The organism is Streptomyces endocoffeicus, assembly GCF_016741935.1.
In the GTDB taxonomy this organism is placed as follows: Bacteria; Actinomycetota; Actinomycetes; order Streptomycetales; family Streptomycetaceae; genus Streptomyces; species Streptomyces endocoffeicus.
The window spans coordinates 26,567-52,761 of the sequence record NZ_JAERRG010000008.1; the positions used below are offsets into that span (position 1 = coordinate 26,567).

At 71.8% G+C, this 26,195-nt stretch carries 27 protein-coding genes; 13 read left to right on the top strand and 14 right to left on the bottom strand.

The features are described from left to right. Positions 1-3: 3 nt before the first annotated feature. Positions 4-1,020 (bottom strand): hypothetical protein, encoded by a 1,017-nt coding sequence (locus JK364_RS20695; protein WP_201852624.1) that lies wholly within the window; start codon positions 1,018-1,020, stop codon positions 4-6. 78 nt (positions 1,021-1,098) lie between these two features. Between JK364_RS20695 and JK364_RS20700 the strand changes: the two genes are divergently transcribed. The 4 genes from JK364_RS20700 (at position 1,099) to recX (ending at position 4,470) form a co-directional block, all read left to right on the top strand. Beyond that, positions 1,099-1,293, top strand: a complete 195-nt coding sequence (locus JK364_RS20700; protein ID WP_201852626.1) for a DUF3046 domain-containing protein — start codon at positions 1,099-1,101, stop codon at positions 1,291-1,293. Between the two features lie 79 nt (positions 1,294-1,372). Further along, positions 1,373-2,578 (top strand): AI-2E family transporter, encoded by a 1,206-nt coding sequence (locus tag JK364_RS20705; protein ID WP_201852628.1) that lies wholly within the window; start codon positions 1,373-1,375, stop codon positions 2,576-2,578. A gap of 137 nt (positions 2,579-2,715) precedes the next feature. Then, a complete protein-coding gene (gene recA / locus JK364_RS20710) occupies positions 2,716-3,855 on the top strand; it encodes a recombinase RecA (protein ID WP_201852629.1) in 1,140 nt (379 codons plus the stop codon). Between the two features lie 3 nt (positions 3,856-3,858). After that, the gene (gene recX, locus JK364_RS20715; protein WP_201852630.1) at positions 3,859-4,470 is read left to right on the top strand and encodes a recombination regulator RecX; all 612 of its coding nucleotides are present in this window, start codon (positions 3,859-3,861) and stop codon (positions 4,468-4,470) included. A gap of 76 nt (positions 4,471-4,546) precedes the next feature. Here recX and JK364_RS20720 read toward each other — a convergent pair whose 3' ends face one another. The 8 genes from JK364_RS20720 to JK364_RS20750 form a co-directional block, all read right to left on the bottom strand. Continuing rightward, positions 4,547-4,942 (bottom strand): rhodanese-like domain-containing protein, encoded by a 396-nt coding sequence (locus tag JK364_RS20720; RefSeq protein ID WP_201852632.1) that lies wholly within the window; start codon positions 4,940-4,942, stop codon positions 4,547-4,549. Positions 4,943-4,947: 5 nt separating this feature from the next. Next, on the bottom strand, positions 4,948-5,523 hold the full coding sequence (locus JK364_RS20725; RefSeq protein ID WP_372461969.1) for a cupin domain-containing protein: 576 nt from the start codon (positions 5,521-5,523) through the stop codon (positions 4,948-4,950). Between the two features lie 62 nt (positions 5,524-5,585). Continuing rightward, positions 5,586-5,675 (bottom strand): putative leader peptide, encoded by a 90-nt coding sequence (locus tag JK364_RS58060; protein WP_309471148.1) that lies wholly within the window; start codon positions 5,673-5,675, stop codon positions 5,586-5,588. Positions 5,676-5,873: 198 nt separating this feature from the next. After that, a complete protein-coding gene (locus JK364_RS20730; RefSeq protein ID WP_201852633.1) occupies positions 5,874-7,613 on the bottom strand; it encodes an FAD-dependent monooxygenase in 1,740 nt (579 codons plus the stop codon). 229 nt (positions 7,614-7,842) lie between these two features. Further along, positions 7,843-8,787, bottom strand: a complete 945-nt coding sequence (locus tag JK364_RS20735) for an amino acid ABC transporter permease (protein WP_201852634.1) — start codon at positions 8,785-8,787, stop codon at positions 7,843-7,845. Beyond that, the gene (locus JK364_RS20740; RefSeq protein ID WP_201852635.1) at positions 8,784-9,431 is read right to left on the bottom strand and encodes an amino acid ABC transporter permease; all 648 of its coding nucleotides are present in this window, start codon (positions 9,429-9,431) and stop codon (positions 8,784-8,786) included. Before JK364_RS20740 ends, JK364_RS20735 begins: the two co-directional genes overlap by 4 nt. A 115-nt stretch (positions 9,432-9,546) precedes the next feature. Then, complete coding sequence (locus tag JK364_RS20745) at positions 9,547-10,458, bottom strand: glutamate ABC transporter substrate-binding protein (RefSeq protein WP_201852636.1); 912 nt, start codon at positions 10,456-10,458, stop codon at positions 9,547-9,549. A 114-nt stretch (positions 10,459-10,572) separates the two neighbouring features. After that, positions 10,573-11,349 carry an amino acid ABC transporter ATP-binding protein gene (locus tag JK364_RS20750; protein WP_201852637.1) on the bottom strand — a complete coding sequence of 259 codons (777 nt, stop codon included), beginning with the start codon at positions 11,347-11,349 and terminating at the stop codon, positions 10,573-10,575. A 305-nt stretch (positions 11,350-11,654) separates the two neighbouring features. Here JK364_RS20750 and JK364_RS20755 point away from each other — a divergent pair, with 305 nt between their 5' ends. Together JK364_RS20755 and JK364_RS20760 are read left to right on the top strand one after the other, a co-directional pair. After that, positions 11,655-12,365, top strand: a complete 711-nt coding sequence (locus JK364_RS20755) for a response regulator transcription factor (RefSeq protein ID WP_201852638.1) — start codon at positions 11,655-11,657, stop codon at positions 12,363-12,365. An 18-nt stretch (positions 12,366-12,383) separates the two neighbouring features. Continuing rightward, complete coding sequence (locus tag JK364_RS20760) at positions 12,384-13,820, top strand: ATP-binding protein (protein ID WP_201852639.1); 1,437 nt, start codon at positions 12,384-12,386, stop codon at positions 13,818-13,820. Between the two features lie 148 nt (positions 13,821-13,968). Here JK364_RS20760 and JK364_RS20765 read toward each other — a convergent pair whose 3' ends face one another. The 3 genes from JK364_RS20765 to JK364_RS20775 all read right to left on the bottom strand — a co-directional run bounded on the left by JK364_RS20765 (position 13,969) and on the right by JK364_RS20775 (position 16,199). Further along, positions 13,969-14,292 (bottom strand): class I SAM-dependent methyltransferase, encoded by a 324-nt coding sequence (locus tag JK364_RS20765; RefSeq protein ID WP_372461970.1) that lies wholly within the window; start codon positions 14,290-14,292, stop codon positions 13,969-13,971. A gap of 65 nt (positions 14,293-14,357) precedes the next feature. After that, on the bottom strand, positions 14,358-15,347 hold the full coding sequence (locus tag JK364_RS20770) for a TAXI family TRAP transporter solute-binding subunit (RefSeq protein WP_201852640.1): 990 nt from the start codon (positions 15,345-15,347) through the stop codon (positions 14,358-14,360). A 129-nt stretch (positions 15,348-15,476) separates the two neighbouring features. Next, entirely contained in the window at positions 15,477-16,199 is a 723-nt protein-coding gene (locus JK364_RS20775; RefSeq protein WP_201852906.1) for an IclR family transcriptional regulator, read from the bottom strand. Between the two features lie 135 nt (positions 16,200-16,334). Between JK364_RS20775 and miaB the strand changes: the two genes are divergently transcribed. Both miaB and JK364_RS20785 read left to right on the top strand, forming a co-directional pair. Then, positions 16,335-17,867 (top strand): tRNA (N6-isopentenyl adenosine(37)-C2)-methylthiotransferase MiaB, encoded by a 1,533-nt coding sequence (miaB, locus tag JK364_RS20780; protein ID WP_201852641.1) that lies wholly within the window; start codon positions 16,335-16,337, stop codon positions 17,865-17,867. A 22-nt stretch (positions 17,868-17,889) separates the two neighbouring features. Next, the gene (locus JK364_RS20785; RefSeq protein ID WP_201852642.1) at positions 17,890-18,639 is read left to right on the top strand and encodes a class III extradiol dioxygenase subunit B-like domain-containing protein; all 750 of its coding nucleotides are present in this window, start codon (positions 17,890-17,892) and stop codon (positions 18,637-18,639) included. Positions 18,640-18,751: 112 nt separating this feature from the next. Here the strand turns inward: JK364_RS20785 and JK364_RS20790 are convergent, their stop codons facing one another. Both JK364_RS20790 and JK364_RS20795 read right to left on the bottom strand, forming a co-directional pair. After that, complete coding sequence (locus JK364_RS20790; protein WP_201852643.1) at positions 18,752-18,994, bottom strand: antitoxin; 243 nt, start codon at positions 18,992-18,994, stop codon at positions 18,752-18,754. Between the two features lie 24 nt (positions 18,995-19,018). Continuing rightward, positions 19,019-19,243 carry a gliding motility protein gene (locus JK364_RS20795; protein ID WP_307841338.1) on the bottom strand — a complete coding sequence of 75 codons (225 nt, stop codon included), beginning with the start codon at positions 19,241-19,243 and terminating at the stop codon, positions 19,019-19,021. Between the two features lie 243 nt (positions 19,244-19,486). On the opposite strand from JK364_RS20795, the gene miaA reads away from it, so the two are divergent. From miaA to JK364_RS20820, 5 genes are all read left to right on the top strand, one after another. Then, on the top strand, positions 19,487-20,425 hold the full coding sequence (miaA, locus tag JK364_RS20800; protein WP_201852645.1) for a tRNA (adenosine(37)-N6)-dimethylallyltransferase MiaA: 939 nt from the start codon (positions 19,487-19,489) through the stop codon (positions 20,423-20,425). Positions 20,426-20,533: 108 nt separating this feature from the next. Beyond that, entirely contained in the window at positions 20,534-21,031 is a 498-nt protein-coding gene (locus tag JK364_RS20805; protein ID WP_201852907.1) for a hypothetical protein, read from the top strand. Positions 21,032-21,133: 102 nt separating this feature from the next. Further along, complete coding sequence (dapF, locus tag JK364_RS20810; protein WP_201852646.1) at positions 21,134-22,066, top strand: diaminopimelate epimerase; 933 nt, start codon at positions 21,134-21,136, stop codon at positions 22,064-22,066. 136 nt (positions 22,067-22,202) lie between these two features. After that, a complete protein-coding gene (locus JK364_RS20815) occupies positions 22,203-24,467 on the top strand; it encodes a RelA/SpoT family protein (protein WP_201852647.1) in 2,265 nt (754 codons plus the stop codon). 136 nt (positions 24,468-24,603) lie between these two features. Further along, the gene (locus JK364_RS20820) at positions 24,604-26,184 is read left to right on the top strand and encodes a M1 family metallopeptidase (RefSeq protein ID WP_230992281.1); all 1,581 of its coding nucleotides are present in this window, start codon (positions 24,604-24,606) and stop codon (positions 26,182-26,184) included. Positions 26,185-26,195 lie beyond the last annotated feature (11 nt).

Genomic DNA, 26,195 nt, shown 5'->3' on the forward strand with positions numbered 1-26,195 from the left:
CGCTCAGATCCGCCGCCCGTAAGCCCGCAGCGTCAGCAGCGCCTCGATGGTCGCCACCGACCGCCACTCCAGCGTGGCCCCCGGCGTCCAGGCACGCCGGGGCGGCGGCCAGCCGCCGTCCTCCTGCTGCGCGGCCACGAGAGCGTCCAGGGACCGCTCCACCTCGGCGTCGGTGAACCACCGGCGCGCCGGCGAGCCGGGCGTACGGGCGATGTCGTGCACCTGGAGGGGCATGTCGTGCACCTGGAGGGGCTCACAGGGCCCCGGCGCCGAGGGGCGGTCCTCGGCGGGCCCGGCGGCCGGGGGCGGCACGATCAGCCGCTCCTCCCGCACCCGGCGGCCGAGCCGCTCGGCCGCCGCCTCGGCCCGGGCCCGGTCCGGTGCCCCGTCGAGGAAGGCGACGGCCGCGGCGACCTCGTACGGACGCGCCGCCGCACCGCCCTCCGCCAGGGCGGCGACCGCCGCCCAGCAGAAGTCCGTGGCCCGGAAGAGCCACGCATGCCACACCTCGTTGCGGTGCAGCAGCCCCACCACCGGCCCGGTGGTCAGCAGATCACCGCGCGGATCGTCCGCCGACGGGACCCAGGGGGCCGCCGGATAGCCGTGCGGCGAGGGGTGGCAGACGGGCAGCGCGCCGTCCGGGGTGGACACGGACGTCAGATAGCGGCACAGGCGCTCCACCCGCTGCCCGCCGCACCGCCCGATCCCGTCGAGCACCCGTAAGGCGTGCACGGCATGCGGCGGCTGGCTCACCGGGCCGCGCAGATCCGGATCCAGCGCATGGCCGAAGCCCCCGTCGGTCCCCAGGTACGCGGTCAGCGCGGTCTCGACCGCCTCGGCGCCGCCGCCCAGGAAGTGATACGCGAATCTGCGCTGTTCCAGCACGCGGGCGGACAGCCAGACGAACCGCTCGGCGCGGGAGAGCGCGGAGGACCCGTCCGGCCGGGCCGGCTCGGCGGTCCCGGGCGTGGGCAAGGAGGGCGACGACGGCGAAGGGGGGAGGCTTGCGGATCGATCCATGGACAGACCGTAGGCCGGAAGACACCGTCGGTAGGGGGCTCACGCACCGGTGCACCCCGGGAGCGCGATACTGGTCACATGCGGTTGACGGACTTCTGGCAGCGAATGGCGAACCACTTCGGCGAGGCGTACGCCGACTCCTTCGCGCGCGATCATGTGATGTCGCAACTCGGCGGCCGGACGGTGCACGAGGCGCTGAGGGAAGGCTGGGAGGCCAAGGACGTCTGGCGCGGGGTCTGCGCCGCGATGGAGATCCCCGACAGCAGGCGCTGAGCGGTCCCCGGGCGCTCCGGGCGCATCAGCTTCCCGGGGTGGCCGGATTTCTTCGACCGGTGTACGCCACACTTGCTCCGTGGCCCCGACCGAAGAGACCCTCTCCTCCGACGCCGACGACAACCCGAGCGCCGCTCGGGCCTCCTCGGAATCCCCGCAACCCGCCGCGCGCATGCCGCGCTGGCTGCCGCGCGCCATGGTGCTCGCACTCGCGCTGGTGGCCTGTTTCCGCCTTGCGACCTGGGCCTTCGACCAGCTGACCGGGCTGTTGCTGAACATCCTGATCGCGTTCTTCCTGGCGCTCGCGATCGAACCGGCCGTGGACCGGATGGCCGCCCGCGGAATGCGCCGGGGGCTGGCCACCGGACTGGTCTTTCTCGCCATCCTCATCGGCACCGCGGGCTTCTTCACCCTGCTCGGTTCGATGCTCGCCGACCAGATCATGACCATGGTCCAGGACTTCCCGAAGTACCTCGACGACGTGGTCCGCTGGATCAACGACACGTTCCACACGCATCTGTCGCGTCTGGAGATCCAGGACAGCCTGCTGCACTCCGACTGGCTGCAGAGCTACGTCAAGAACAGTGCCGACAATGTGCTGGACGTCTCCACACAGGTGCTCGGCGGGTTGTTCAAGACGCTGACGGTGACCCTGTTCGCCTTCTACTTCGCCGCCGACGGCCCCCGGCTGCGCCGTGCCCTGTGCTCGGTGCTGCCGCCGACCCGGCAGGTCGAGGTGTTGCGCGCCTGGGAGATCGCGGTCGCCAAGACCGGCGGCTACATCTACTCCCGCGGGCTGATGGCCCTGATCTCCGGTGTCGCCCACTACATCCTGCTGGAGGCCCTGGGCGTGCCCTACGCCCCGGCGCTCGCCGTCTGGGTGGGGCTGATCTCGCAGTTCATCCCGACCATCGGCACCTACCTGGCCGGGGCCCTGCCGATGCTGATCGCGTTCACCATCGAGCCCTGGTACGCGCTGTGGGTCCTGATCTTCGTCGTGATCTACCAGCAGTTCGAGAACTATCTGCTCCAGCCGAGGATCACCGCCAGGACGGTGGACATCCACCCGGCCGTCTCCTTCGGATCGGTGATAGCGGGCACCGCGCTGCTGGGCGCGGTGGGCGCGCTGATCGCGATTCCGGCGACCGCGACGCTCCAGGCGTTCCTCGGCGCGTACATCAAGCGCTATGACGTGACCGACGATCTGCGGGTGCACGGGCGCACGCGGCGGCGCGGACTCTCGGCCCTCGCGCGGATCCGCGCCGCGCTGGCGCGGCGTGGTTGACACAAAAATCGAACATCCATTCTTATGGAGGCCCCCGGCAGTTATCCACAGGCCGAGGACGACAGGGCCGCTTGTCAGTGGCAGGCGCTAGCGTCTTGGACGTGAAGCGATCGACTCAAGCAAACCGGGTGGGACCCATGGCAGGAACCGACCGCGAGAAGGCCCTCGACGCCGCGCTCGCACAGATTGAACGGCAATTCGGCAAGGGCGCCGTGATGCGCATGGGCGACCGGCCGAACGACCCCATTGAGGTGATCCCCACCGGGTCGACCGCTCTCGACGTCGCCCTCGGCGTGGGCGGCCTGCCACGCGGCCGCGTGGTGGAGGTCTACGGCCCGGAGTCCTCGGGTAAGACGACCCTGACCCTGCACGCGGTGGCCAACGCCCAGCGGGCGGGTGGCACGGTCGCCTTCGTGGACGCGGAGCACGCCCTCGACCCGGACTACGCGCAGAAGCTCGGCGTGGACACCGACTCGCTGATCCTGTCCCAGCCGGACAACGGCGAGCAGGCGCTCGAGATCGTGGACATGCTGGTCCGCTCCGGCGCTCTCGACCTCATCGTCATCGACTCCGTCGCCGCCCTGGTGCCGCGCGCGGAGATCGAGGGCGAGATGGGCGACTCCCACGTCGGTCTCCAGGCCCGGCTGATGAGCCAGGCGCTCCGCAAGATCACCAGCGCGCTGAACCAGTCCAAGACCACCGCGATCTTCATCAACCAGCTGCGCGAGAAGATCGGCGTCATGTTCGGCTCCCCGGAGACGACGACCGGTGGCCGGGCGCTGAAGTTCTACGCCTCGGTCCGCATCGACATCCGTCGCATCGAGACCCTCAAGGACGGCACCGACGCGGTCGGTAACCGTACCCGCTGCAAGGTCGTCAAGAACAAGGTCGCGCCGCCCTTCAAGCAGGCCGAGTTCGACATCCTCTACGGCCAGGGCATCAGCCGCGAGGGCGGTCTGATCGACATGGGCGTTGAGCACGGCTTCGTCCGCAAGTCCGGTGCCTGGTACACCTACGAGGGCGACCAGCTCGGCCAGGGCAAGGAGAACGCCCGCAACTTCCTGAAGGACAACCCCGATCTCGCCAATGAGATCGAGAGGAAGATCAAGGAAAAGCTCGGCATCGGGGTGAAGCCCCAGGACCCGGCCGCCGCGGAGCCCACCGCGGACGCGGCGGGTGCCGCGGGCGTGGCCGCCGCCGCACCGGCGAAGGCCGTGGCCGCCCCGGCGGCCAAGTCCGGGGCGAAGGCGGCCAAGACCGCCGCGGCCAAGAGCTGATCCATGACACGGCGGACCGAATGGCCGGACGGCCCAGGCCGTCCGGAGCGCCCGGACCGTCCGGACAGCGGCGCCCCCTCCTCGTCGAGGGCCGAGCAGGGGGCGCCGCCGGGCCCGGAGGAGCAGGCGCGGGCAATCTGCCTGCGCCTGCTCACCGGGACCCCGCGCACGCGTAAGCAGCTCGCGGACGCGCTGCGCACCCGGGGCATCCCCGATGACGCGGCGCAGGAGGTGCTGTCCCGGTTCGAGGACGTCGGTCTGATCGACGACGCGGCGTTCGCGGAGGCATGGGTGGAGTCCCGGCACCACAGCCGAGGGCTCGCCCGGCGGGCGCTCGCCCGGGAGCTGCGAACCAAGGGCGTCGACTCCACCCTGATCGACGACGCCGTGGGACAGCTCGACGCCGATCAGGAGGAGCGGACCGCGCAAGAGCTGGTCGAGCGCAAGCTGAGGGCCACCCGTGGCCTGGAGCGGGAGAAGCGGATACGCCGTCTCGCCGGGATGCTGGCCCGCAAGGGCTACGCCGAGGGGCTGGCGCTGCGGGTGGTGCGGCGTGCGCTGGAGGAGGAGGGGGAGGACACGGAGCTGTTGGAGCATCACCTTCCGGATCTCTGAGCTTCCGGATCTCTGAGCTTTGGCGCCCGACCTCCGAGTGCTCCCGGGCCCGTCCCGGCACCCGAGATGCGGGGCGCTAGTCGACCGGGAGGCCCGCCGCGCGCCATGCCTGGAAGCCGCCGATCAGATCGGTCGCCCGGTCCAGTCCCAGTTGACGCAGCGAGACCGCGGCGAAGCTGGACGCGTAGCCCTCGTTGCACACCACCACGACCCGCAGATCGTGGTGGGTGGCCTCGGGCAGCCGGTGGTCGCACTGCGGGTCGAGCCGCCACTCCAGCTCGTTCCGCTCGACGATCAGCGCCCCCGGGATGGTGCCGTCGCGCTCGCGCAGCGCCGCGTACCGGATGTCCACCAGCAGCGCGCCCTCGACCTGCGCCGCGGCGGCGTCGAGGGGCTCCAGCCGGTCGAGTTCTTCGCGGGCCTCGGCCAGCAGCTCGTCCACGCTCCGCTTGCTCGTGTTGGTCGTGCCCATCGCGTTTATCCCCACTCCTCGGGCCGCTCGACCTGCTCCAGCCGCAGCGTCTGACCGGTGCGGCTGTAGCGCCGCATGAGGGGCAGCGGCGGATAGTAGGCGTGCACCGACACCGCATGCTCGGTGTCGGACGGGTTGATCACCTCATGCACATGATGCGGTCCGAAGGCCCGGCCCCGCCCGGCGGGCAGCCGCCGCTCGCGGTCCACACCGTCGGCCAGCTCCAGGGTCTTCCAGCCCTCGGTGGGCAGCCGCGCGGCGAGTGACTGCTCGTTGAGCTCACCCGCCGCCGAGACGAAGGCGCCATGGGAGCCGCCGTGGTCGTGCCAGCCGGTGCCGGTGCCCGGAGGCCAGCCGATCAGCCAGGCTTCGCTGCCGCCCGGCCCGTCGAGGCGCAGCCAGGTGCGCCCCTCCGGATCGAGCGGAAGCGAGGCGACGAGCTCGGCGTCGGCGGCGGTCCGGTGGGCGAAGTCGAGCAGTTCCGCGGCGCTGGGCGGGGCGACGGGACCGGATGCGGGGTCCGTGCTGAGGTCCGCGGAGGGGCGCACGGGGCTGGAGGGGGAAGTGCGTACGTCGGGCACAGAGGACCGTCCTGAATGATCGCGAAAGGGGCGCGGCCGAGCCGCGCGGGAAAGAGGGCGGATCAACAGGACGGACGACAGACACAGCCCGCGTAGCGGACCAGGTCCAGATGGACCCTCCGCCAGAAGCGAGGCAAGCAGGTGTCAGTCACGCTGCGAAGTGAATCATGTGCTGGAAAGGAAGGTCAACCGCATCGGCCCGGAGTTGGACGCGCGCCTTGACCACGCCTGGATGCGCACCCTGGCCCCGCACGCCCGCGGACGACTACCCGCGCCCGGACACGCACCGCGCGCCCCGGAGATGGACCAGGCGCACAGCGCGAGCGCGGGCGCGCCCCGCCGTGCCCGCACTACCGCCGTGCGCTCGCCTCCGCCGGTGCGCCCCTGGCCGCGTTTCCGCCCCGGGCCGCGTCCGCGCACGCGTACAGCGCGCCCGGCCGCACCCCGGACAGTGCCGCGGCGAGATGTCCGTCCGGCCGCACCAGCAGCACGGTGTGCGCCGGGGCTCCCGGGTACGCCTCGGTGACCAGCAGCTCGGTGCGCAGGGGCAGCGCCGCGACGGCCGCCGCCAGCCGCGGCATCAGCCCGGCCCGCATCCAGTGGCGGCGGTCCCACACCCCGGTGCCGGGGGCGACCAGCACCACCAGCAGCTCCCGCCCGAGCCGCTCCCGCAGCCGTACGACCGAGCCGTCCGGAGCGGTCACCGGCACATCGGCGACCGGCGCCCCGAGCACCGTGCCCACCGTGATCGAGCCGTCCAGCGGCGCGGCCGGGGCCAGCGGCGAACGGTCGTAGACCGGCGGCGCGCCCAGCGGACCCCGCCCGAGGTGACCGTCGGTGAGCAGCGCGTCGTGCCCGCGCGCCCCGCCGGGCCGCACGGTGCGCCGTACCGCGTGCCAGCCGCCGGCCGCGCGTACCAGCGGCAGCGACTGGTCCGCCGCGCGCAGCCGGGCCCCGACGGCTCCGCGCCGCTCCGCCTGATAACTGTCGAGCAGGGCGTCCGAGGCCCCGTGGTGCCAGGCGAGGGAGAGCTTCCAGGCGAGGTTGTCGACGTCCCGCAGCCCTTCCTCCAGCCCCTGGGTGCCGAGCGCGCCCAGCAGATGGGCGGCGTCCCCGGCCAGGAAGGCGCGCCCGACACGCCAGCGCAGCGCGAGCCGGTGGTGCACGGTGTGCACGCCGGTGTCCAGGAGTTCATAGGGGGGCTCGGATTCGCCGCACCACCCCGCGAGGGTGTCGCGCACCCGCACCATCAGGGCGTCGGGGGTGACCAGATCGCGGCCGGGCGGCAGCAGCCAGTCGATCCGCCACAGGCCGTGCGGCAGCGGCCGGGCGGTGACCTCGGCGTCGATGCTGCGCCAGGGCGGGGAGCGGTGCAGCAGGGCCTCGCCGGGCCAGGGGAGTTCGGCGCGCAGCGCCGCGACGGCGTGCCGCTCCACCGCCGTACGGCCCGGGAAGCGCACGCCCAGGAGCTTGCGGACGGTGGACCGCGGCCCGTCGCAGCCCACCAGATAGCTGCCCCGCCACCAGGTGGCCTGGGCGCCCCGGGTGCGCACCCCGACCCCGTGGTCGTCCTGCTCCAGGTCGTCGATCCGGGTTCCGGAGACGATCCGGACGAGGTCCTCGTCGCCCATGGCGGCCAGCGAGCCCCGCAGCGCCCGGGTGAGCTCGTGCTGGGGCAGATGCAGCGGTGAGGGCGCCGACACCGGTGCCGACTCGTCCTCGGAGGAGGGCGCATCACCCTCGGGAGCGTCCATGGCCTCCGTAAGGCCGCCGTCCCAGCCGCCGGTGCCGCGCTCGGGCGACGGCGAACCGCCGAAGAGGCCACCGGGCGTGAGGGGCACCTGCCGCACCAGCTGCCGCCGCCGCATCGTGCGCCATCCGGTCCACGGCCGGGCGCGGGCGGTGACCCGGCAGCCTAGCCGCTCCAGCAGGGCGGCGGCGTCCGGGCGCAGCACGACGGTGCGGGCCAGACGGCTCTCCTCGGCTTCCGTGGACTCGTCCAGCAGGATGACGGGCACCTCGAGGCGCGCGAGGGCGAGGGCCAGGGTCAGGCCGACCGGGCCCGCCCCGGCGACGATCACCGGGTCCACGGTGCGGTTCCTGTGGCCCTGCGGGTCGTACGTGACGTACGGAAATTGGCAGTTGAAACCCGGTGAGCGATCACAGAAAGCATGCAACCCACTGCCGCTGCCCGCGTCAAGCGACGAAGGGCGGTGGCGCGTGCGCCACCGCCCTGGTAAGGGTCTCGCTCATCCGCCCGGCCCTCCCGGACGGCGTCCGCCCGGTCGCCCGGACGTCCCCTCAGTTCGTCTTGCCCGCTCAGTTCGTCTTGCCCGCGGACGCGTCCGGAGCGGAGGCCGTGGACTGGTCGACGACGTCGAGCGCGTCGGCGGCCGCGAGCGGCTCCCCGGCGTCCGCGATCCGGATGCCGGTCTTGGCGCGCCGGCCGCGCCGCTCGATCCAGGTGGCGAGGGCGGAGAGGGCCAGACACATCGCGATGTAGATGACACCACCGACGATGATCACCGGGACGTAGGGGTTCTCGTCGTTCACGACGGTGTTGCCGGCCAGCTGCTGGAGCTGGAACAGCAGCTCCTGGTAGGTGATGACGTAGCCGAGGGAGGTGTCCTTCAGCGTCACCACCAGCTGGCTGATGATGGTCGGCAGCATCGCCCTTACGGCCTGCGGCACCAGGACCGTCATCATGACCTGGGTCTTGCGCATGCCCAGGGCGTACGCGGCCTCACGCTGGCCCCTGGGCACCGAGTTGATGCCCGCCCGCAAGACCTCGGCCTGGACCGAGCCGTTGTAGACGGTCAGGCCGATGACCAGGGCCCAGAAGCCGGTGTTGTCACCGCTGAGGCCCAGGTCCGCGCGGTAGGTCAGGAAGAGCACCCACAGCACGTAGATGGTGATCAGCAGCGGGACGGCCCGGAACAGTTCGATGAAGCCGGTCGCGAACCAGCGGACGGGCTTGTGGTCCGAGAGCCGGCCGGTGGCCAGCAGCACACCGAGGGCGAGGGAGAGGACCGCCGCGACCGCGAACACCTTGAGGGTGGTGATCACACCGTCGCGGATGCTGTTCCGCACCCCCGCGTAGTTGAAGATGTCCCACATCTCGGGCGCGAACTGACCCTTGGCGTTCAGCCGCACCACCGCGAAGGCGATCAGCCCGAGGACGGCCAGGCCGCCGACGACGGAGAAGACGCGGTTCCGGACGCGAGCCTTGGGGCCGGGGGCGTCGTACAGGACGCTCGAGCTCATCGGGCCACCTCCAGGCGGTTCTCCAGCAGCCGGAAGAGACCGCTGATGGCGAACGTGATGACCAGGTAGCACAGCGCGATCCACAGGAAGATCCAGCCGATCGCGAAGCCCTTGTCACTCAGCAGCTTCGAGACATTGAACAGTTCGGTGTTGCTGAATGCCCCGGCGATGGCCGAGTTCTTGGTGAGCGCGATGAAGATGCTGCTCATCGGGGGAATCACGGACCGGGTGGCCTGGGGGAGGACGATCAGCCGGAGGGTCTGGAAGAAGGTCATCCCCAGGCTGCGGGCGGCCTCCGCCTGGCCGAGCGGCACGGTGTTGATACCGGACCGCACGGCCTCGCAGACGAAGGACGACGTGTAGCAGCCCAGCGCCATCATGGCGAGGACGAAGGGGCTCGTCCCCGGGAAGAAGATCTGCGGGATCACGAAGAACGAGATCAGGAACAGCAGGGTCAGCGGGGTGTTGCGCAGCAGGGTGACCCAGGCCGTCCCGAACACCCGCAGCGGCGGTATGGGCGACACCCTGAAGCCGGCTATGACGACGCCCAGCACGAGGGCCAGCGCCGCACTGGCCGCCGTGATGGAGAGGGTTCCCAGGAACCCCTCCCGGAACTGGGGCAAATGATCGAGAAGTACGTTCATCGATTCTCCGCGGTAGCGGTCAGGTCAGCGGCGTGCGGAGCGCACCGGCTTCGAGGTGAACGGGCGAACGGGCGGACTGAGAGCCCTGCTCGAACGAGCGGACGAAGGGCCCTGCTCAGTAGCGCGGCAGGGGCGTCTTCGGCGCGACGTAGGAGGAGCCGGACTTGCCGAGCGTGCCCTCGTACGCCTTCTTGTAGTCGCCGTTCTTGATGTGCTTCTCGAGCGAGTCGGTGATCGCGTCGCGGAGCGCCTTGTCGTTCTTGTTCATGCCGACGCCGTAGGGCTCCTCGGTGAACGGCTTGCCGACCACGTACAGCTTGCTCGGGCGCTGGGCGGCGTAGCCCTTGAGGATGGCGTCGTCGGTGGTGACCGCGTCGACCTGGCCGTCGAGCAGCTGCTTGACGCAGAGCGAGTACTTGCTCAGCTCGGTGGTCTTGGCGCCGTACTTCGGCTTCTTGATCTCCTGGAGCGGAGTGGAGCCGACGATCGAGCAGACCTTCTTGCCCTTGATGCTGTCCGGGCCGGTGATCTTGCCCTTGTCCTCCTTGCGGACCAGCAGGTCGGCGCCGGCTGTGAGGTACGGGCCCGCGAAGCCGACCTGCTTCTTGCGCTCGTCGTTGATGGTGTAGGTGCCGACGTAGTAGTCGACCTGGCCCTTGGAGATCGAGGTCTCGCGGACGTTGGAGTCCACCGTCTTGAAGCTGATCTTGTCCGCGGAGAAGCCGAGGTCCGCGGCGACCATCTTGGCGATCTCGATGTCGAAGCCGGAGCGCTTGCCCTCGGTGTCCTGGAACCCGAGGAAGGGCTGGTCGGCCTTGGCGCCGATGACGATCTTGCCGCGCTTCTGCGCCGCCTTCAGGGTCGGCGAGTCGATCTTGACATCCTTCGCGACCGTGTAGTCGCCGCTGAAGACCTCGCCGCCCTTCGGCTTGTCCCCCGCGGTGCCCTTCTCGCCGCCACAGGCGGTCGCCGTCGCGGCCAGCGCGAGAACCACCGTGGCCGCCGCGGCCGTCTTACGAATTCTCATGGTGCCCATCCCTCTGTGTTCAGTACGTGGTTCACATACGCAGTGGCGAACGTGGAGCGGTCTGCCGGACCAAGCGCGGGCCCGGCGGGCTCAGTGGGTCAGCGGGTCAGTGGGTCAGTGGTGAAGGATCTTCGACAGGAAGTCCTTGGCCCGGTCGCTGCGGGGGTTGTTGAAGAACTGCTCCGGCTCGGCCTCTTCGACGATCCGGCCGTCGGCCATGAAGACCACCCGGTTCGCCGCGGAGCGGGCGAAGCCCATCTCATGGGTGACGACGACCATCGTCATGCCGTCCCGCGCGAGCTGCTGCATGACCTCCAGCACCTCGTTGATCATCTCCGGGTCCAGCGCCGAGGTCGGCTCGTCGAAGAGCATCACCTTCGGGTCCATGGCCAGGGCGCGCGCGATCGCCACGCGCTGCTGCTGGCCACCGGACAACTGGGCGGGGTACTTGTCCGCCTGGGCGCCGACGCCGACCCGGTCGAGCAGCGTACGGGCCTTCTCCTCGGCGGCCTTCTTGTCCGTCTTACGGACCTTGGTCTGGCCCAGCATCACGTTCTCGAGCACCGTCTTGTGCGCGAAGAGGTTGAAGGACTGGAAGACCATGCCGACGTCGGCACGCAGCCGGGCGAGCTCCTTGCCCTCCTGGGGCAGCGGCTTGCCGTCGATCGTGATGGAGCCGGAGTCGATCGTCTCCAGCCGGTTGACCGTGCGGCACAGCGTCGACTTCCCGGACCCGGACGGCCCGATGACGACGACCACTTCGCCGCGGCTGATGGTCAGGTCGATGTCCTGGAGCACATGCAGCGCGCCGAAGTGCTTGTTGACTCCTGACAACGCAACCAACGCGTTCGCCACCGGTGCGGCGTCCTTGGTCACCGATACTTCGCTCATCGGCGTCTCGCTCCGTCCTCCTCGGTTGGGAGGACACTAATGAGCGCCCGCGACCAGCGTCATTACATCTGAGCTGAAATTGAGGATAACGATATGGCTGCGACGCGACACTCTGCGTGACCGGAGCGATGCGCGGCGTACCGGCTGCGTAACGGAAGCCAGTGTGTGACCGAATTCTCTTGACGGCTGCCCGTCGATCGGGGTGGATGCCCTGTGGTCATGTTCGTGGCCGCATTCGAAGACATGGTGACGGGGACGCGTACGGAGCCCGTCTCCCCAGATACGGAAAGGTGGCGGAGGGGCCGGTGAGGCTGCTGCTCGTCGAGGACGACAACCATGTCGCCGCGGCCCTGTCCGCCATGCTCTCCAAGCACGGTTTCGAGGTCACCCACGCCCGCAGCGGCGAGGAGGCGCTGCAGGCGCTGCTGCCGGACTCGGGCGCCCCCTTCGGCGTCGTCCTCCTCGACCTCGGCCTGCCCGACCAGGACGGTTTCGAGGTGTGCGGCAAGATCCGCAAGCGCACCGCCACCCCCGTGATCATGGTGACGGCGCGCGCCGATGTGCGCTCCCGCATACACGGGCTCAACCTCGGCGCCGACGACTACGTGGTCAAGCCGTACGACACCATGGAGTTGCTCGCCCGGATCCACGCCGTCAGCCGCCGCACCGCCGCCCACGACTCGGGCCATGGCACCGAGGAGAGCCCGGACGGCTCCCATCCGCCGCTGCGGCTCGGCCCGGTGACCATCGAGCTGCCCACCCGCCAGGTCTCCGTCAACGGGACGACCGTTTCGCTCACCCGTAAGGAGTTCGATCTGCTCGCCCTGCTCGCCCAGCGCCCCGGTGTCGTCTTCCGCCGGGAGCAGATCATCAGCGAGGTCTGGCGCACCAGTTGGGAAGGGACGGGACGCACCCTGGAGGTCCACATCGCCTCCCTGCGCTCCAAGCTGCGGATGCCCGCCCTGATCGAGACGGTGCGCGGGGTGGGCTATCGCCTCGTCGCGCCGGTCGGCTGAGCGGCCGGGACTCCCTCGGTGCGCACTCGGCTCCTCCCGCTCCTCATCGTCCTCATGGCGGGCGTGCTCCTCGCGCTCGGCTTCCCGCTCGCGGGGAGCCTGGCCGCCCGGGAGCAGCAGCGTGTCGTCGTCGACCGGATCGACGACACCGCGCGCTTCGCCGCGCTCGCCCAGTTCGTCACCGCCGGGCCCACCGGGGCGGTCGGCGCCGAGGGGAACGAGCGGCTGGGCACCCTGCGTGCCGAGCTCAAGCGCTACCACGACCTGTACGGCATCCGGGCCGGGGTCTTCTACCGGGACCGGGACGCACCGCCCATGGCCGAGGCGCCCGGCGGCTGGCGGCTGCCGGACACGGGCGAGAGCGCCCAGGCGTTCGACGAGGCCCTCGCCGGGCGCCGCAGCCACGATCCGCCCCAGGTGTGGCCCTGGCAGCGCGGCAGGCTCACTGTGGCGTCCCCTGTCGTCCGCGACGGGGACGTGGTGGCCGTCGTCGTCACCGACTCGCCCACCGGCCAGATGCGGTCGCGGATCCTGCACGGCTGGCTGGTGATCGGCGGGGGCGAATGCGCCGCGATGCTGCTGGCCGTCGGCGCCGCCTTCCGGCTCACCGGATGGGTGCTGCGGCCCGTGCGCGTCCTGGACACCGCGACCCATGACATCGCGACCGGGCGGATGCAGTCACGCGTCGCGGCCGCCTCCGGGCCCCCGGAGCTGCGGCGGCTGGCCCGCTCGTTCAACGAGATGGCCGACAATGTCGAGCAAGTCCTGGAGCAGCAGCGGGCGTTCGTCGCCGACGCCTCCCACCAGCTGCGCAATCCGCTCTCCGCGCTGTTGCTGCGCATCGAGCTGCTGGCGCTGGAGCTGCCGGACGGCCATGAGGAGATCGCCTCGGTGCGGGCGGAGGGCAAGCGCCTGGCCAGCGTCCTGGACGATCTGCTCGACCTCGCCCTGGCCGAGCACTCCGCCGCGGATCTGCGGCTCACCGATATCGCGGAGCTGGCGAGGGACCGGGTGGACGCCTGGCTTCCGGTGGCCGAGCGGGAGGAGGTCGGGTTCGCCTACACCGGCCCCGCGGCCATCACTGGCTGGGCCGACCCGGTGGCCCTGTCCAGCGCACTGGACGCCGTCGTCGACAACGCCCTGAAGTTCACGCCCGAGGGGGCGCATGTGGAGGTCTCGGCGCGCACGGAGGGCGACACCGTGGCGATCGTCGTCGCCGACGGCGGCCCTGGCCTCACCGAGGACGAACTCGCCCGCATCGGCGACCGCTTCTGGCGCAGCAGCCGCCACCAGAACGTCTCGGGCTCGGGCCTGGGCCTGTCCATCACCCGCGCGCTGCTCGCGGCCGGCAGGGGCACGATCGACTACGCGCCCAACGAGCCCTGTGGTCTGCGCGTGACCATTACGGTGCCGCGGACGGGGCCCGGTGAGACCGTGACGACCGTAAGGACGTGACGCGGGCTGTGAGGGCCGTGACGCGAGCCGTAAGGACGTGAGGCGGGCTGTGAGGGCCGTGACGCGAGCCGTAAGGACGTGAGGCGGGGTGTGAGGACCGTGACGCGAGCCGTAAGGACGTGAGGCGGGCCCTGAGGCCGTTCGCCGCTCAGTCCCGCGGCTTGCGCCAGACGATGCTGTAGCGCCACAGGACGTGACGGCGGTACCGCGAGCCGGGCAGGAGCTCGGCGGCCAGCGCCCGCATCTCCGGGTAGGTCACCGGCGGCGGCCATACGACGGGGGACGGGTGGTCCCAGTGCCCTTCCCTGGCGCGGTGGACGGTGCCGACAGCGATGGCGGCGAGGACGCGCGGCAGATCCCTGGGCATGGTGTTCCGGGCGAGGCCGACGACGGCCAGGACCCCGCCGGGCCGCAGCAGGTCGCGCATGCGGGCCAGTCCGGTGGCGGCGTCCATGTGGTGCAGGGTGGCCACCGACGCGATGACGTCGAACGAGGCGGGCTCGAAGGGATAGCTATCGAGGCGGCAGCGGTGGCGGGCTACGGCTTGACCGAGCGGTAATAGCGCGCCGCGCCCTTGTGGAGGGCGAGGGGATCGGTGAAGACGGCGGTCCGCAGGTCCACTTTCTGGGCGGCGTGCACCTTCGCCCCGATGCGGTCCCGGTTGTCTATCACCGTGCGGGTGACGCCCTCCGCCAGATCGGGGGCCACCCGGTCCGTGGTGACCAGGAGGTTCGGTACGGCGATCGTCTTGACCGGCTCCGGCCTGCGTATCTCCTCGTACGCGTCGGCGGGCACGGTGGCCGCCCGGTAGTAGCGCGTCACCCCGCCCTGCCGGTGCAGCGGGCCGGTGAGGTCGCCGAGCTGGACGAGCCGTATCGGGTAGGCGTGCGCCAGGGTGCGCACCGCGGTGGTCGGCAGCCCGCCCGACCAGAAGAACGCGTCGAGCTTGCCCTGCCGCAGCAGCCTCGGCATGGCGTCGATGCCGACCCGCTCCGCCCGGATGTCCCGGTCGAAGTCGAGCCCGGCGGCCTTGATCAGCGCCCGGGTGATCAGCTGCACGCCCGAGCCGTCGCCGCCCACCCCCACCCGCAGGTGCTTCAGATTGCGCGCCGACCGTACGGACGAGCCCCTCGGGACGACCAGCTGCATGTAGTCGTCGTACAGCCGGGCGCAGGCCCGCAGCCGCCCCGCTCCCTCGCCCTGGTAGGCGGCCACGGCGTCGGTGGCGGCGATGGCGAAGGTGGCCCTGCCCCGGGCCAGCCGCTCGACGTTTTCCGGGGACCCCCTGGACTGCTCCAGCCGCACATCGACATCGGGGAGGTCCCGGGCGAGGTCCTGCTCGAGCATCCGGCCGTAGGTGTCGTAGACCCCGGTGGAGACCCCCGTCGCGAACGTCACCCGGCCGCTGGGCGAGGGGCCCCCGCCCGACGCCAGCAGCCACCACAGCAGCAGCCCGAGGGCGACGAGGCCCGCGGCGGCGGACTGCAGGGCACGGCGCCGGTCCGGGCGCGGAAGGGTGAGGGCCATGGCGAGGATCCTGCCAGGCCCGCCGACGGGAGGGGAGGGGCGGCCGCCTGAGGATCCCGTTGTGCGGGCATCCCGCTGTGCGGCGGGCATCCCGTTGTGCGGGCATCCCGTTGTGCGGGCGGCCCCCGCTCATCTGCCGGAGCGCAGGGCCCTCGACAGGCCCAGGGCCGCCGTCCGGACCGCCGGTGCCAGCTGCGCCGGCCGGAAGCGGCCGCGGGGTACGGCCACCGACAGCGCCGCCACCGAGGTCGGTCCGTCGAAGACGGGAGCCGCGATGCAGCTGACCCCCGCAGCCGCCTCTTCCTCCTCGTAGGCCAGACCCGCGACCTGGGCCTGCTCGACGGCCGTGCGCAGCCGGTCCGGATCGGTGATCGAGTGAGGGGTGAGGGCGGGCAGAGGCGCGGCCAGGATCTCCTCGACCAGTTCGGAGCCCGAGAACGCCAGAAGCGCCTTGCCGACGCCGGTGCAGGTCAGGGGCAGTCGGCCGCCGATGCGGGACGGCAGCCGAAGGGCGTCGTGGCCGTGGATGCGCTCGACGTAGACCACCTCGTGGCCCTCGCGCACCCCGAGGTGCACGGTTTCGTGCGTGGCCTCGAAGAGGTCCTGTAGGAACGGCAGCGCGGCCTCCCGCAGATCGCGCCGGCGCGGGACGAGTGAGCCCAGTTCGAAGAGGGCGCCTCCGAGCCGGTAGGTCTCGGCGTCGCGTTCGAGCAGGCCGAGACGGACCAGATCGGCGCAGAGCCGGAACACGGTGGTCTTGGCCAGCCCGGTACGCGCGGACAGTTCTGTGAGACGGAACGCGCCGCCATCGGGCCGGAAGCAGTCGAGGACGGTCATGGCCTTGTCGAGCATGTTGCCCTGTGCGCTGTTCCGTGTCATGGAACACAGTGTGCCGGTGCTCGGCCCTCGGTCCACCCTCGGGGGGCGGGCCGGCGGCCCGGTCCACCGCCCGGCAGCGGGGCTTCTGTGACCGCCTACCCTTGTTGGGTGACCATCAGCAGCGACCGGAGCCCGGCAGTGGACGTTCAAGCACCCAAGAGCTACGAGATCCGCACCTACGGGTGCCAGATGAATGTCCATGACTCCGAGCGGCTCTCGGGCCTCCTGGAAGAGGCGGGCTATGTCCGCGCGCCCGAGGGCACCGGCGAGGGCGAGGCCGACATCGTCGTCTTCAACACCTGCGCGGTGCGGGAGAACGCCGACAACCGGCTGTACGGCAACCTCGGCCGGCTCGCGCCGATCAAGGCCCGGCGGCCGGGCATGCAGATCGCCGTCGGCGGCTGTCTGGCCCAGAAGGACCGCGACACCATCGTCAACAAGGCCCCCTGGGTCGACGTGGTCTTCGGCACCCACAACATCGGCAGCCTGCCGGTGCTGCTGGAGCGCGCCCGCGTCCAGGAGGAGGCCCAGGTCGAGATCGCCGAGTCCCTGGAAGCCTTCCCCTCCACCCTGCCGACGCGGCGCGAGTCCGCGTACGCCGCGTGGGTCTCCATCTCCGTGGGCTGCAACAACACCTGCACCTTCTGTATCGTCCCGGCGCTGCGCGGCAAGGAGAAGGACCGCCGCCCCGGCGACATCCTCGCCGAGGTGGAGACCCTGGTCGCCGAGGGCGTCACCGAGATCACCCTGCTCGGCCAGAACGTGAACGCGTACGGCTCCGACATCGGCGACCGCGAGGCGTTCAGCAAGCTGCTGCGCGCCTGCGGGAAGGTCGAGGGCCTGGAGCGGGTCCGGTTCACCTCGCCGCATCCGCGCGACTTCACCGACGACGTCATCGCCGCCATGGCGGCGACGGAGAACGTGATGCCGCAGCTGCACATGCCGCTGCAGTCCGGCTCGGACACCGTGCTCAAGGCGATGCGCCGCTCGTACCGGCAGGAGCGCTACCTGGGCATCATCGAGAAGGTGCGCGCCGCGATGCCGGACGCCGCCATCTCGACCGACATCATCGTCGGCTTCCCCGGTGAGACCGAGGAGGACTTCGAGCAGACGCTGCACGTGGTGCGGGAGGCGCGGTTCGCCCAGGCGTTCACCTTCCAGTACTCCAAGCGGCCCGGGACGCCCGCCGCCGAGATGGACGGCCAGGTGCCCAAGGCGGTCGTCCAGGAGCGCTACGAGCGGCTGGTCGCCCTCCAGGAGGAGATCTCCTGGGAGGAGAACAAGAAGCAGGTCGGCCGCACGCTGGAGGTGCTGGTCGCCGAGGGCGAGGGCCGTAAGGACGACGCCACGCGGCGGCTGTCCGGCCGTGCCCCCGACAACCGTCTGGTGCACTTCGCGCGGCCCGGGGAGCCGGTGCGCCCCGGCGACGTCGTCACCGTCGACATCACCTACGCCGCCCCCCACCATCTGCTGGCCGAGGGCCCGGCCCGGGGCGTGCGGCGCACCCGCGCCGGAGACGCCTGGGAGCGGCGGAACGCGCCCGGGGAGAAGAAGCCCGCGGGTGTGATGCTGGGCCTGCCGACGGTGGGCGCCCCGCCGCCGCAGCCGGCCGCGCCCACCGCGGGCTGCGGCTGCGACTGAGCGCACGGCTAGGCTCACGATCATGCTGATCGCCGCCGCCGTCTGCCCGTGTCCGCCGTTGCTGGTGCCCGAGGTCGCCGCCGGAGCCGCCTCCGAGCTGGACGGGTTGCGCGCGGAGTGCAGCGAGGTCATCCACGCCCTCGCGGCGGCGCGTCCGGAGCGCCTGATCGTGGTGGGGCCCGCCGATCGCGCCGGGCGCGGGCCGCATGCGCAGGGCACGGCCGGGACGTTCCGCGGCTTCGGCGTGGAGGTGGAGGTGCGGCTCGCCGCGCCGGTGGCGGGGGAGTCCGGCCGCGAGGGCGCCGCGGACGGCGGGTCCTCGCGCTCGCTGCCGACGTCGCTGGCGGTCGGCGCCTGGCTGCTGGAGCACGCGGGGTGGGACCCGGCGGTGCCCGTCGAGGGGCTGGGTGTGGGGGAACCTCTCGCGGCCGAGCGGTGTATTCAAGTCGGAAGGGAGCTCGCCGGGCGGGCGGAGCGGGTCGCGCTGCTGGTGATGGGCGACGGCACCGCATGCCGCACGCTGAAGGCGCCGGGCTATCTCGACGAGCGGGCGGCCGCGTTCGACGCCGAGGTGGCGCGGGCGCTGGCGGCCGCCGACACCGGGGCGCTGGCCGCGCTCGACGAGGAGTTGGCGTACGAGCTCAAAGCGGCAGGTCGCGCGCCGCTGCAGGTGCTCGCGGGGGCGGGCGAGGGGGCGCGCCTGAAGGGGGAGTTGCGGTATGACGAAGCGCCGTACGGCGTGGGGTACTTCGTGGCGAGCTGGTCGTCCTAGCCCGCTCGCGGCCGTGGAGCCTGCGCTCCACGGCCGCGTACCGGCGGGGCCGGCCGGTCCGGGCCCGGCATCACCCGCCCCCGTCTTCTGTGCCTTGTCCGCTTGGCCGGTCTTATGCGTCGCCCTTGGGCTTGGGCTTGCGCTCGTCCATCTGCGAGAGGCGGTTGAGAGCGCCCTTCGCCTTGCCCGTGCCAGTCTCGATCTTGGCGCTGTACTTGCCCTTGGTCCTGGTATCGACCGACTTGGCCGCCTTCTCCAGGCCCCGCCCGATCCTGGCCTCGTGCTGCTGCGCGAAGCTGCCGGCCTTGCCCTTCATCTGACCGGCCTTGGCCTTGAGATTGTCCATCAGGCCCATGTGCCACCTACCCTCGTCGGTTGCCTATGCGCGGGCGCTCTCACCGGTCTCGCTGTCGGCCGCCTCGGCCGCGGACTGCTGTTTGGGGATCCCGGCGCCTTCACCCGCCGGATTCTCCTTCCCGCTCCGAGCGGTCTCAGCCCCATCGGCGGTCCCGGACTCGGTCTCCGCCGTCATGGCGTCGGCCGTGGCCCGGGCGTCCCGCACGGACGGTGCCTCCTCGGACGAACGGCTCGCCTCCTTCGGCACACGACGAAACCTGGAAAACACGCCCATATCTACTCCATACCTTACTCGTGTGGGCGAAACTCGCGTGGGCGAAATCCCGTGCCGCCCGGAGTGCCCCCTTGTGCGGTGCGCGGCGACTGTGCGGCGCGCGGCGGCCGATTCCCCGAACCGGCCCTCGGAACCTCGCAACAGGCAACGAACCCGGCGGTGCCCCGTCACGTCGCTCGTTCGAGGAGCCCCCGGGGCATTTGCGAGACTGGCCCGGTGAATACTGCAGGACATCCGCCGCGAGTCATCGCCGTCGTCGGCCCCACAGCGGCCGGAAAGTCCGATCTGGGCGTCGCACTCGCCAGACACCTCGACGGCGAGGTCGTCAACGCCGACTCCATGCAGCTGTACCGGGGCATGGACATCGGCACCGCCAAGCTGACGGAGGACGAGCGGCAGGGGGTGCCGCACCGGCTGCTGGACATCTGGGATGTCACCCAGACCGCGAGCGTCGCCGAGTACCAGCGGCTGGCTCGCGCCGAGATGGACCGTCTGCTCGCCGAGGGGCGTACCCCCGTCCTGGTCGGCGGTTCCGGCCTGTACATCCGCGGGGCCATCGACGCCCTCGAGTTCCCGGGCACCGACCCCGCCGTCCGGGCCCGGCTCGAGGCCGAGCTGGAGGCGCGGGGCTCCGGGGTGCTGCACGCCCGGCTCGCCGACGCCGACCCCGAGGCGGCGCGCGCGATCCTGCCCAGCAACGGCCGCAGGGTGGTCCGGGCGCTGGAGGTCATCGAGATCACCGGCCGTCCGTTCACCGCCAATCTGCCCGGGCACGAGGCGGTCTACGACACGCTCCAGATCGGCGTCGACGTCGAGCGGCCCGAGCTGGATGAGCGGATCGCCCTGCGGGTGGACCGGATGTGGGACGCCGGACTGGTCGAGGAGGTCCGCCGGCTGGAGGACGCCGGGCTGCGCTCCGGCCGTACCGCCTCCCGCGCGCTGGGCTATCAGCAAGTCCTCTCCGCGCTCGCGGGAGAGTGCGCCGAGGAGGAGGCGAGGGCCGAAACCGTGCGCGCCACCAAGCGGTTCGCACGCCGTCAGGACTCCTGGTTCCGCCGCGATCCCAGGGTCCACTGGCTCAGCGGAGCGGCCGACCACAGAGGGGAACTCCTGGCGAGCGCGCTCGCGTTGGTTGAACGGGCGGTCACAGCCTGATCACGTCATGGCATCGGGAAGCTCAGCTCGTCATTCGGGCCCCGGCGGGCATGCCATCATCAAGCTCCGATCGTGCCGTGGTGTCTGGAGTTGGGAGGGCGTGTGGCGATGGAGGCCGGCCCTCGCGACGCATCGCAGCAATCGCCGCACGGAGACGCGCGGCCGCTGACCCCGGACGGCCCCGATGAGGCCGGAGGGCTCCACGAACCCGGCGCGCCGGTCCTCGAGGACGGCTCCGAGGGCGAGGCCGGCGCGGGCTCGGTCTCCGGGGAGTCCTTCCGGGAGCTGCGCCCGCCGCGCCGACTGCGGATCTGGCAGATCGCGCCGATCGTCGGCCTGGCCATCCTCGGCTCGCTGATGTTCGCCTTCCCGCTCGCCTTCGAGTTCGGCGACGGAGGGGCGGTCGTGGCCATGCTCGGCCTGTTGCTGAGCAGCTGCGCGGCGGGCTGGGGCCTGATGGCCGCCCGCCGGGTGGGCTACACCTGGCCGGGCCTGCCCCCCAGAGGCTCCGGACGCCGCCCGGACTGGCGCTTCGTCGTGCTCTACGTGGCGATCGTGGCCCTGCTGGTCGGCCTCACCTTCTGGCGGGTGGCCCGCCTCCGCTAGGTCCTCCGCCCACCCGCCTGCGCCAGGCCCTCCGTCCAGCGGGTCCCCCGGGCGGACCGGGCGCCGGGGGACGGTGCGCGCGGCGCCCCGTAGGATCGAGGAATGAGCACCGCACCACGGCTGGCCTTCCTGAAGGGGCACGGCACCGAGAACGACTTCGTCATCGTCCCCGACCTGGACGGCCGTCTGGAGCTGTCCGCGGCCACCGTCGCCCGGATCTGCGACCGCCGCGCCGGTATCGGCGGTGACGGTCTGATCCGCGTCGTGCGGTCCTCGGCACACCCCGAGGCGCGGGCCATGGCCGACCAGGCCGAATGGTTCATGGACTACCGCAACGGCGACGGCAGCATCGCCGAGATGTGCGGCAACGGAGTCCGCGTCTTCGCCCGGTACCTTCAGCGCGCCGGGCTGGCCGAGGCGGGCGATCTCGCGATCGCCACCCGGGCCGGGGTGCGCCGGGCCCACATCGCCAAGGACGCCGGTGACGCCGCCCGGCCGGGCGAGGCCGCGGCCGGGCCCGACGGCCCGATCACCGTGGTGATGGGCGAGGCCGCACTGCCCGGGCCCGGCCCCGAAGGGGAGATCACGATCACGGTCGGTGACCACAGCTGGCCCGCGCGCAACGTGAACATGGGCAATCCGCACGCGGTCGCCTTCGTCGACGACCTCGCCCAGGCCGGTGATCTGTTCACGGCCCCCGCCGTGCGCCCCGCCGCCGCGTACCCGAATGGCACCAATGTCGAGTTCGTCGTCGACCGCGGCCCGCGTCATGTCGCGATGCGCGTGCATGAGCGCGGCTCCGGAGAGACCCGCTCCTGCGGCACCGGCGCCTGCGCCGTGATGGTCGCCGCCGCACGCCGTGACGGGACCGATCCGGCCGTCACAGGACACCCCGTCACGTACACCGTGGACGTTCCCGGAGGGCGGCTTGTCATCAGCGAACGGCCGGACGGTACGGTGGAGATGACCGGCCCTGCCGTGATCGTGGCCGAGGGGGAGATCGATCCCTCTTGGCTGGGCACGGACCTCGGCTGACACTTCCCTCGAATGGGTGATCCGTTTCACTCTGGGCGAGAGCCGGTCGGCCGTGCGTGATGGGCTCGATAGCATCAAGCACCGGCCCCGGGGGAGTACCCACGCCGGTTGACGCTCGACGCCGCCGGAGGTGCCCATGAGCGCAGAGGCCACCGACCAGGCCCCGTTCGGTCGCAGGCGCGGCCTCCCCCGCATCGACCTGCGCAATCTCCGCAGGTTCAGTCGGGCCGCCCTGCTGGGGTCCGCCTCCCGCGGCCGGCTGCCTGACGCGATCGAGCATGTGGCCAAGGTCCATCGCGCGTACCACCCCGGAGCCGATCTGGATGTGCTCCGCAAGGCGTATGTCCTGGCCGAGTCTTCCCACCGCGGCCAGATGCGCAAGAGCGGTGAGCCGTACATCACCCATCCGCTGGCCGTCACGCTGATCCTCGCCGAACTGGGCGCCGAGACCACGACGTTGACGGCCTCGCTGCTCCACGACACGGTCGAGGACACCGATGTGACCCTCGATCAGGTGGGGGAGCAGTTCGGCGAGGAGGTCCGCTTTCTCGTCGACGGCGTCACCAAGTTGGAGAAGGTCGACTACGGCGCGGCGGCCGAGCCCGAGACCTTCCGTAAGATGCTCGTCGCCACCGGCAACGACGTCCGGGTGATGTCGATCAAACTCGCCGACCGGCTGCACAACATGCGCACCCTCGGCGTGATGCGCCCCGAGAAACAGGCGCGCATCGCCAAGGTCACCCGCGATGTGCTGATCCCGCTCGCCGAGCGGCTCGGGGTGCAGGCGCTCAAGACCGAGCTGGAGGACCTGGTCTTCGCCATCCTCCACCCCGAGGAGTACGCGCGGACCCGCGAACTCCTCCAGGCCCACGCCGCCCGCCCCGACCCGCTGGCCCAGGCCGCCGAGGACGTACGGGGCGTGCTGCACGAGGCGGGCATCACCGCCGAAGTCCTGGTCCGGCCGCGGCACTTCGTCTCCGTCCACCGGGTCGGGCTCAAGCGCGGCGAGCTGACCGGCGCCGACCTCGGCCGCCTTCTCGTCCTCGTCTCCGAGGACGCGGACTGTTACGCGGTCCTCGGCGAACTGCACACCTGCTTCACCCCGGTGATCTCGGAGTTCAAGGACTTCATCGCGGTCCCCAAGTTCAACCTCTACCAGTCGCTGCACACGGCCGTGGCCGGGCGCGACGGCGAGGTCACCGAAGTCCTCATCCGCACCCACCAGATGCACCGGGTCGCCGAGGCCGGAGTGATCGCCCTCGGTAATCCGTACGCCCCGACGGAGGGCGCCGACGCCCCCGAGGGCGAGCGGGCCGACCCCACCCGCCCCGGCTGGCTGTCCCGGCTGCTCGACTGGCAGAGCGCCACGCCCGACCCCGACATCTTCTGGACCTCGCTCCGTGACGAGCTGGCCCAGGACCGGGAGATCACCGTCTTCCGTTCCGACGGCGGGACGCTCGGCCTGCCCGCCGGCGCGAGCTGTGTGGACGCCGCGTACGCCCTGTACGGCGACGACGCGCACTCCTGTATCGGCGCCCGGGTCAACGGCCGGATCGCGACCCTGAGCACGGTGCTGCGCGACGGCGACACCCTGCAGCTGCTGATGGCGAGCGACACCCGGGACACCGCCTCCCACGGCCCCTCGCCGGAGTGGCTCGACCACGCCCGCACCCCGGCCGCCCGCATCGCCATCAACCGCTGGCTGGCCGCCCATCCGGTGTCGCAGCACGAGCCCCGGGAGGCCGCCGAGGAGCCGGAGTCCGCCTCCGAGCCCACCGGCCAGGACGGACAGGGCGGACCGGACGGCCAGGACGGCCAGGGCCCGCAGGACGGACAGGACGGCCAGGAAGCGCAGGCCACGCGGGGCTCGCAGACTTCGCAGGGCGGTCAGACCGTCGCCCCCGCGTCGCCCGGTGCGGGCCGCCCCGAGGCGGGCATCGTCGTCGATCTGCCCGGCGTGACCGTACGGCTCGCCCGCTGTTGCACCCCCGTGCCGCCCGACGCGATCACCGGCTTCGCGGTTCGCGGCGGCGCCGTCACCGTGCACCGTGAGCGGTGCCCCGGAGTGGGGCGGATGACCTCGGCCGGGCGCCAGGCCGTCGGGGTGCGCTGGGCGGACGAGGACGACGGGGACGGGGGCGGCGACTATCGCGTGACCCTCTTCGCGGAGGCGTTCAGCAGACCGCATCTGCTCGCGGATCTCACCGAGGCCATCGCGGCCGAGGGCGCGGAGGTGGTGGCGGCCGCCGTCGAACCACCGCGTGAGCAGCGGGTCCGGCACACCTACACGCTCCAGCTGCCCGACGCGGGCAGGCTGCCGACGCTGATGCGGGCCATGCGGAACGTCCCCGGGGTCTACGACGTGACGCGCGAGGGCCGCAGCATGGCCGCGGTGCGCTGACGGGCGGGCGCGCTCCTGAGCGGCGCGCCCCTGACCACCGTCGGGCCGCCCGAACTCTTCGGGCGTCTGAACTCCTTCGGGTGGATCAAGGCCGGGAGCGACTGCGCCGGCGCCGGGGCGCTGGTAGCCGTAGGGCATGACGCTTTCTTCGGGGCGCCGCCCCTGGCCGCCGCGCACCGGGCGCCGCAGGACCGCGTCGGTGGCCGCCGCCATGGCCGCCGTCTTCCTCGCGGTCGGCCCCTCCTCCGCCGCGGGGCCGGTGTCCCCTGTGCACCCGAGTCCCCTGGGCATCGGCGATCCGCTCTTCCCGCAGCTCGGGAACCCCGGGTACGACGTCACGGCGTACGACATCGCGTTCGCCTACCACCGCCAGGACCGGCCGCTCGACGCCGTCACCACCATCGACGCCCGCGCGACCGCCCCGCTGCGCTCCGTCAACCTCGACTTCACCCAGGGCGACGTGGACTCGGTGCGGGTCGACGGAGCGCGGGCCCGGTTCGCCACGGCCGGTGAGGACCTGGTGATCACCCCGTCCGCTCCCCTCCGTAAGGGCGCCGCCTTCCGGGTCACCGTCCGCCACACCAGCGATCCGCGGAGCGGCACGAACGGCGGCTGGGTCCGCACCAGCGACGGGCTGGCCATGGCCAACCAGGCCAACGCCGCCCACCGGGTCTTCCCGTGCAACGACCACCCCGCCGACAAGGCCCGCTTCACCTTCCGGATCACCGCTCCGAAGAGCCTTACGGTCGTCGCGGGCGGTCTGCCCGGACAGCGCGTCCGCAAGGGATCGCGCACCACCTGGACGTACCGCCTCGCCCACCCCATGGCCACCGAACTGGCGCAGATCTCCATCGGCCGCTCCGCCGTGCCGCGCCGCACCGGGCCCCATGGGCTGCCGGTGCGCGACGTCGTCCCCGCGGCGGACCGCGCACGGCTGGAGAAGTGGCTCGCGCGCACCCCCGGGCAGCTGGCCTGGCTGGAGAGGAGGGCCGGGCGCTACCCCTTCGAGACCTATGGCGTCCTGATCGCCCACGCCACCACCGGCTTCGAGCTGGAGACCCAGACGCTCTCCCTCTTCGAGCGCGATCTGTTCACCAGCGATCAGCTGCCCCGGTGGTACATCGAGTCGATCATGGTGCATGAGCTGGCGCACCAGTGGTTCGGCGACAGCGTCAGCCCGCGCCGCTGGTCCGATCTGTGGCTCAACGAGGGCCACGCCACCTGGTACGAGGCGCTCTACGCCGATGAGCGCGGTAAGGCGAGCCTGGAGCGGCGGATGCGCAAGGCGTACGGTCAGTCCGACGCCTGGCGGGCCGAGGGAGGGCCGCCCGCGGCCCCCGAGGCCGCCGACCCGGGCCAGCCGATCGGCATCTTCCGCCCGGTGGTCTACGACGGCAGCGCGCTGGTGCTGTACGCGCTGCGGCAGCGGATCGGCCGGGCCGCCTTCGAGCGGCTGGAGCGGCAATGGGTGCTCCGCCACCGCGACGGCGTGGCCTCGACCGCCGACTTCGTCCGGCTGGCCTCCACGGTGGCGGGACGCGATCTGAGCGGATTCCTCCATCCGTGGCTGTACGGCAGGAAGACGCCGCCGATGCCGGGACACCCCGACTGGAAGCAGACGGCGAAGGAGACCACGAAGGGCGCCGCGCTGCCCGGCGCGCGGGCGGGGCGGCACGCGGTACGTTACGCGGTGCCATGGGCCGTGAAACCCGGGTGACGGTCCGCCCG

What these genes read in the sequence shown, in the direction of transcription:
- JK364_RS20695 (WP_201852624.1), bottom strand. Translation starts at nt 1,020, where the DNA reads ATGGATCGATCCGCAAGCCTCCCCCCTTCGCCGTCGTCGCCCTCCTTG.
- JK364_RS20700 (WP_201852626.1), top strand. Translation starts at nt 1,099, where the DNA reads ATGCGGTTGACGGACTTCTGGCAGCGAATGGCGAACCACTTCGGCGAG.
- recA (WP_201852629.1), top strand. Translation starts at nt 2,716, where the DNA reads ATGGCAGGAACCGACCGCGAGAAGGCCCTCGACGCCGCGCTCGCACAG.
- recX (WP_201852630.1), top strand. Translation starts at nt 3,859, where the DNA reads ATGACACGGCGGACCGAATGGCCGGACGGCCCAGGCCGTCCGGAGCGC.
- JK364_RS20720 (WP_201852632.1), bottom strand. Translation starts at nt 4,942, where the DNA reads ATGGGCACGACCAACACGAGCAAGCGGAGCGTGGACGAGCTGCTGGCC.
- JK364_RS20735 (WP_201852634.1), bottom strand. Translation starts at nt 8,787, where the DNA reads ATGAGCTCGAGCGTCCTGTACGACGCCCCCGGCCCCAAGGCTCGCGTC.
- JK364_RS20740 (WP_201852635.1), bottom strand. Translation starts at nt 9,431, where the DNA reads ATGAACGTACTTCTCGATCATTTGCCCCAGTTCCGGGAGGGGTTCCTG.
- JK364_RS20745 (WP_201852636.1), bottom strand. Translation starts at nt 10,458, where the DNA reads ATGAGAATTCGTAAGACGGCCGCGGCGGCCACGGTGGTTCTCGCGCTG.
- JK364_RS20750 (WP_201852637.1), bottom strand. Translation starts at nt 11,349, where the DNA reads ATGAGCGAAGTATCGGTGACCAAGGACGCCGCACCGGTGGCGAACGCG.
- JK364_RS20770 (WP_201852640.1), bottom strand. Translation starts at nt 15,347, where the DNA reads ATGGCCCTCACCCTTCCGCGCCCGGACCGGCGCCGTGCCCTGCAGTCC.
- JK364_RS20775 (WP_201852906.1), bottom strand. Translation starts at nt 16,199, where the DNA reads ATGCTCGACAAGGCCATGACCGTCCTCGACTGCTTCCGGCCCGATGGC.
- JK364_RS20785 (WP_201852642.1), top strand. Translation starts at nt 17,890, where the DNA reads ATGCTGATCGCCGCCGCCGTCTGCCCGTGTCCGCCGTTGCTGGTGCCC.
- JK364_RS20790 (WP_201852643.1), bottom strand. Translation starts at nt 18,994, where the DNA reads ATGGGCCTGATGGACAATCTCAAGGCCAAGGCCGGTCAGATGAAGGGC.
- JK364_RS20805 (WP_201852907.1), top strand. Translation starts at nt 20,534, where the DNA reads ATGGAGGCCGGCCCTCGCGACGCATCGCAGCAATCGCCGCACGGAGAC.
- dapF (WP_201852646.1), top strand. Translation starts at nt 21,134, where the DNA reads ATGAGCACCGCACCACGGCTGGCCTTCCTGAAGGGGCACGGCACCGAG.
- JK364_RS20815 (WP_201852647.1), top strand. Translation starts at nt 22,203, where the DNA reads ATGAGCGCAGAGGCCACCGACCAGGCCCCGTTCGGTCGCAGGCGCGGC.
- JK364_RS20820 (WP_230992281.1), top strand. Translation starts at nt 24,604, where the DNA reads ATGACGCTTTCTTCGGGGCGCCGCCCCTGGCCGCCGCGCACCGGGCGC.